Annotated in this window: 9 protein-coding genes; 5 read left to right on the top strand and 4 right to left on the bottom strand. The window is 55.3% G+C overall.

Features of this window, described 5'->3' with window-relative positions; genetic code table 11:
• Both ssb and CE491_RS26555 read left to right on the top strand, forming a co-directional pair.
• Positions 1-290: single-stranded DNA-binding protein (ssb, locus tag CE491_RS26550; RefSeq protein WP_199885259.1), on the top strand; the 290-nt coding region annotated here is incomplete at its 5' end.
• A 2-nt stretch (positions 291-292) separates the two neighbouring features.
• Positions 293-481 carry a hypothetical protein gene (locus tag CE491_RS26555; RefSeq protein WP_110951291.1) on the top strand — a complete coding sequence of 63 codons (189 nt, stop codon included), beginning with the start codon at positions 293-295 and terminating at the stop codon, positions 479-481.
• A 50-nt stretch (positions 482-531) separates the two neighbouring features.
• On the opposite strand, the gene CE491_RS26560 is transcribed toward CE491_RS26555, so the two are convergent.
• A complete protein-coding gene (locus tag CE491_RS26560; RefSeq protein WP_110951292.1) occupies positions 532-948 on the bottom strand; it encodes an Ivy family c-type lysozyme inhibitor in 417 nt (138 codons plus the stop codon).
• A 152-nt stretch (positions 949-1,100) separates the two neighbouring features.
• On the opposite strand from CE491_RS26560, the gene CE491_RS26565 reads away from it, so the two are divergent.
• Positions 1,101-1,529, top strand: a complete 429-nt coding sequence (locus CE491_RS26565; protein WP_110951293.1) for a hypothetical protein — start codon at positions 1,101-1,103, stop codon at positions 1,527-1,529.
• A gap of 46 nt (positions 1,530-1,575) precedes the next feature.
• On the opposite strand, the gene CE491_RS26570 is transcribed toward CE491_RS26565, so the two are convergent.
• Positions 1,576-1,815 (bottom strand): hypothetical protein, encoded by a 240-nt coding sequence (locus CE491_RS26570; RefSeq protein WP_199885260.1) that lies wholly within the window; start codon positions 1,813-1,815, stop codon positions 1,576-1,578.
• Positions 1,816-2,536: 721 nt separating this feature from the next.
• Between CE491_RS26570 and CE491_RS26580 the strand changes: the two genes are divergently transcribed.
• Complete coding sequence (locus tag CE491_RS26580; protein WP_110951296.1) at positions 2,537-3,280, top strand: methyltransferase; 744 nt, start codon at positions 2,537-2,539, stop codon at positions 3,278-3,280.
• Here the strand turns inward: CE491_RS26580 and CE491_RS26585 are convergent, their stop codons facing one another.
• Entirely contained in the window at positions 3,281-3,481 is a 201-nt protein-coding gene (locus CE491_RS26585) for a hypothetical protein (RefSeq protein ID WP_110951297.1), read from the bottom strand.
• A 57-nt stretch (positions 3,482-3,538) separates the two neighbouring features.
• Complete coding sequence (locus CE491_RS26590) at positions 3,539-3,775, bottom strand: hypothetical protein (RefSeq protein ID WP_110951298.1); 237 nt, start codon at positions 3,773-3,775, stop codon at positions 3,539-3,541.
• A gap of 78 nt (positions 3,776-3,853) precedes the next feature.
• On the opposite strand from CE491_RS26590, the gene CE491_RS26595 reads away from it, so the two are divergent.
• Positions 3,854-4,732, top strand: coding sequence for a phosphoadenosine phosphosulfate reductase domain-containing protein (locus CE491_RS26595; RefSeq protein WP_110951299.1), 879 nt, complete (start codon positions 3,854-3,856; stop codon positions 4,730-4,732).
• Positions 4,733-5,112 lie beyond the last annotated feature (380 nt).

Genomic DNA, 5,112 nt, shown 5'->3' on the forward strand with positions numbered 1-5,112 from the left:
CGCAGGTCTACATCGAGGGCAAGCTGCAAACCCGCGAATGGGAGAAGGATGGCATCAAGCGCTACACCACGGAGATCGTGGTGGATATGCAGGGCACGATGCAGTTACTCGGCGGCACGCCGCAGGACGGCCAGCAGCGGCAGGCGCATCCGCAGGCCAGCGCCGCACGACAACCACCGCGTCAGCAGCAGGCGGCGCCCCAGCAGAGCCAGCAAGGCGCGCCGCCTAACTTTGACGACTACGATGACGACATACCTTTTGCCCCTATGCCCTACCTGGCGGGAGCCTGACCATGACCACCACTTTCCGTAACCCTCAAGAAAGCTATTCCCACATTTACCACATGCAGCAGAGCATCGACCGACTGCTTATTGCATCCAAAGACTGGAAGCCGGACGATGCCGCGCGTGGCGAGGCCACCATTCAAAAGCTGCAGCGGCAGATTGCTCAGGTGAAGGCTGAGATGCTGGCGAATCGATGAAGCGCATCACCAGACTCGTCGCCCAGCGCAGACGGCAGGAACATCTTCAGTTACTCGTCCGGATTATGGTCAGAGAACGCTTTATTTAGCAGTCCCTCAACCACGCTATCTGGATCGCCCAGAAGGTACTTGTTGAAACCCTTGGCTTCTGCTTTACGAGTCGCTATCAGCCCCCATGACTTTTTGCCATCGCCGCTGAAGACAACAATTAACTGATTGTCCGCACAGTCGTGGGGCTTACACATATGCCCCACCGTGAAATCTTTACCATCAACTGAAACTTTCTCCACCGGTGTTGCTGTTCCCCGAGCCTTAGCAACCCAATCTGGAAAGGCCAGCATCTCTGTATAGGCTTTTTTGTAAGGAGCCTTGCTGGCAATTTCCGGCAAATACTGATCGGCAGAAGCGACGGTGGCGATTAAAACCATCGGGACTGCCACCAGCGCCGAAAAACATAATTTACTCATCGGTCATCTCCTTGATAGCCGTTGCTCGAATTTTGCGACCAGCGACCAGCGCTGGCTGAGATGGATCGGACCCACCCAGCACGCGTGAAGTTTCACCCACCACCAACCTATTCGCCACCGAGCTTTCGGAGGCTTTCGCATGGAGAAACCACATGCCGCAGATTCCGCCGCGTCCAACAGCAGATAAAGCAATGGTCCTGAGTGTGGCCAAGATAATCGCCGCGAAGCTTGATGGTGCAGATGCCGAGACGATAGCTCAGCACTACAGCCGACACATGGATGGGTTCGACCTCTGCATTAAGCTCAGCAAGTATGCAGGCTGGGTCGTCACGCGCGACGACATGGACATTCTGGACGAGCTTGATTACTTGGTAGATCAGGCCGAACGTGATGCGGTGCGGGAATGGGTAGGGAAATTTGACCCGCAACCCATGCTGCCTATTGGGACCCGGATCAAGGAGGGCGTTATAACCGGCCTCAGCGATGGATATTATCCCGCCTGTTACTTGGTCAAGGTGGATGGAGAAACGAACGACAACAGTCGTCGGATCATTAAGTTTGAAGCCGCTGTGCCAACCTGATCGCCCCACCACCGCATCAGCCGCCACCTCAATACCAATGACAGCCTTACCCAGGGTAATGCAGCCCATCTGCAGCAACCTCGATGGCAATGACTGCATCAGCTGCCAGTCCAGATGCTACAGGGTCTCTTATTAGCCGATCGGATACCGCATCAGCCAAGGCGTCGACGTCTAGCCCTTTGCTGCGAACCTCAATCAGCACATACCTCAGCGCTATCTCAAGCGCTTTTGCCCTGTCTCCGCTCATGACTTTCTCCCTTTCAGTGGAGGGGTAAGCGTAGGCCATTTCCAACTTTGAATCACGCCACTGGCGAGGATCAGCATGAACCCGTATCTAATCACCGGCCCACCGCGGGAGGCTTGACTTTATCCGCACCCTCCTGAGAAATTTGTGCGTATCACATAAGACCTCGCCGTCAAACGTGGGGCCGTGTGCGCAGAAGAATAATTCCTAGGAGCTCGATGAAAAGCTATCTCATGATGTTGATTATTTTGGCGTGTGCTGGCGTCGTGCTATACGCGGTCGGATGGGTAACATGGGCTATCTATGTGTTTTTCACCTGCTCACCAGGGCAGGGCTTGTCCAGTTGCTTCATCCACGGGAAATGGTGATGGACTAACTGGTAGCAGAGTTCAATCTGGGCCATGTTGAAATCGCTCGATCCGGCTTCCCCACCAATCAGGTCAAATTACTAAGCCGAAGAACAGCCCTCCAAACCCCAATACACCGGGAGTTACAGCGGCGAGCCAGAGAGCGGTGCTCCACCCTCTGCTCTTGATGCAGGCCCCCCAGATGGCCAGGCATATCGAGAGCGCTATTGAGATTGGCCAGTAGACGCCCGCCATCACGATAATCAAGCCAAACCAGGTTAGCTCTGGCTCCATTGTCCTCAACTCCCAGACAGTTAAAAGGCCGTCACTTTACGACGCGTGATCCGTAATAAACAACACCACCAACCTATTCGCCACCGAACTTTCGGAGGCTTGATTCTGCATGGAGATAACTCATGAAGGTCGCAACCGACGTTATGGCGCTGCTGAGCGCGTCCCGCACCGAAGGCAACAAGCTGTTCATCACTGGCGGACAACTTGAAAAGAGCCTGTATGCCCGCCTGGATAAAACGCTGAAAGCTGCCGGCGGCAAATGGAACACGAAAGCCAAGGCCCATTTGTTCGATGGTGATGCGGCGGAGGCGATTGAGAACATCATCATGACGGGCGAGGTCACCGTGCCGCAGGATTTTGGGTATTTCCCGACTCCGGCCCCAGTCGTGGCAAAACTGCTTGAACTCGCTCATGTCGGTGTCGGCATGTTTGCGCTTGAGCCGTCGGCCGGTCGCGGCGCGATTGCTGAGGCCCTGATCGTCGAGGGCGTTGACGTGGACTGCATCGAGCTCCTGCCGGAAAACGCCAAGCATCTGATCGACGCAAAGGTCTACCAGTCAGTTGTCGTCGGCGACTTCCTATCTGTAGAACCTGCTCAGAAATACGACCGAGTGGTGATGAACCCACCGTTCGACAAGAAGCGCAGCGACATCCATCACGTCTTGCACGCCCTCAAGTTCCTGAAACCCCGCGGCCTGTTGGTAGCCGTAATGCCAACCGGCGTCATGTTTCGGGAAGACGCCTTGTCTCGCGACTTCCGGGGAATCGTGTCTTCCCACAACGGCAGCATCGTCAATCTACCTGATGCGTCATTCAAGGCGTCCGGGACGCTGGTCAGCACCTGCATTGCGGTTATTCCAGCCTGATCACTCCACCACTAGCGCATCAACCGCCTTCTCAATCTCAAAAATTGCTTGTGATACGCCCCAGCTCCCATAGGCCGGATTAACGACCAGGATTTGCGCAGCTTCGTCTGTCAGTTCATCGACATCAATTCCTCGCTTCTTGGCAGCCATCAGTATGGCCTTGAGAGCGATATGCAGTGCCAATTCTCTACCTGCGTACATCTCTGGACCCTCCGCTGTGAAGTGGTAAGCGTATACCAGAGACTTTGACTGGGCTCGTCAGGAAATGCCTGCCTCATCCACCAACTTGATACCCAGTTCCTTACCTGCCTTCTGTGCGTAACCACGATCAACGTAACTGTCTGTGCCTACCACTACCGGAATTACGATTTCTTCGCCGCGCTTGATCTCAACGTTGATCCGCCAAGTTTCCCGGCCTTCCTCGCTCTTCTCGCAGGTCATGTAGTTCCACATTCTGAAGCCTTTGTACTCATCGTAGATATGGTGCTCGGTCATCGCATGCCTCCTTGAAAAACGGTGATCGTAACCCCCCCTCTTCCCAACTTTGAATCACGCCACTGGCGAGGATCCCGCATGTCTCCCTACAAACTATCCGGGATGACGGTCGTCAGCTTTTCTGGCGGCCGCACCAGCGCCTTTATGCTGTTCATGGTGCTACTGCACAACACGGCAGAGGACATCGCTAAGTATTTGCTGATTATTTTCGCAAACACTGGCAAGGAACACCCCGCCACTCTGGAGTTTGTCCGGGAGTGCGCCGAGCGCTGGGGGGTGCCGATCATCTGGCTGGAGTTCCGCGACGATGACGCGGGGTTCGCGGTGGTGGATTACGCCACTGCCAGCCGCCACGGCGAGCCGTTTGAAGCGCTGATCCGAAAGCGCAAGTACTTGCCCAACCCAGTAACCAGGTTCTGCACCATCGACTTGAAGATCAGGATCATCCACAAATACCTGCGTAGCCTGGGCCTATCAACCGAAGACGAGCCGGTCGACATGATGACGGGCATCCGGGCTGATGAGCCGCGCAGGGTCGCCAAGATCCGCCAGCGCAAGACAACAAGCGAAAGCAAACACGCCACCATGGTGATGCCGCTGGCAGATGCCGGGGTCGGCGTCCAGGACGTGACCGAATTCTGGGCGGCTCAGCCCTTTGACCTGATGCTGCCGACCATCAATGGCCGAACGCTCGAAGGGAACTGCGACCTGTGCTTCCTGAAGGGGGCGTACCAGGTCTATTCGATCATCGCCAGCGACCGGGGGTCACCAGTTCGCAAGGCTGAGTGGTGGGCGCGCATGGAGCGCACTGCAGTTTCCAGCAGCGGTATCACCGGGAACGGCGCCCTTTTCCGCTTCGACCGGCCGAGCTATCAGGAGATGCTCGACTATTCCGAAATCCAATTCGACATGTTCGCCGATCAAGACGAGGCCATTGCCTGTTTCTGCGGCGACTGACCAACCCCTCCGTAACCTCTATCGGTTACATCTCGAAAAGTAACCTGTATGGGTTACAGGGATATCGCTATGCCCGTATACGTCGATAACGAACCGATCCCCTAAGTGTGTCCAAATATTTGGGGAAATTCGTTGTCTGACGCGGTTCGTGAAGAAATCAATGCATTTCTGTCTCATCTCCGCGCCAGCAGGTACGAGCTAAGCACAATGCCCAAGTGTGAACACTGCACCACTAAAAACGAACACCATCACTTCGACTGCCCCAACCACCCGTTGCGGCTAATAGGAGTACATCCAAAAAACAAGGAGAAGCGGCATGCACAGCCACGCAGAAAACGTAGTGATTCCACGTGAGTTGCTACAGGACTTAATCGATTCGG

The sequence above is a fragment of the Pseudomonas bohemica genome, assembly GCF_002934685.1.
Classification (GTDB): Bacteria; Pseudomonadota; Gammaproteobacteria; order Pseudomonadales; family Pseudomonadaceae; genus Aquipseudomonas; species Aquipseudomonas bohemica.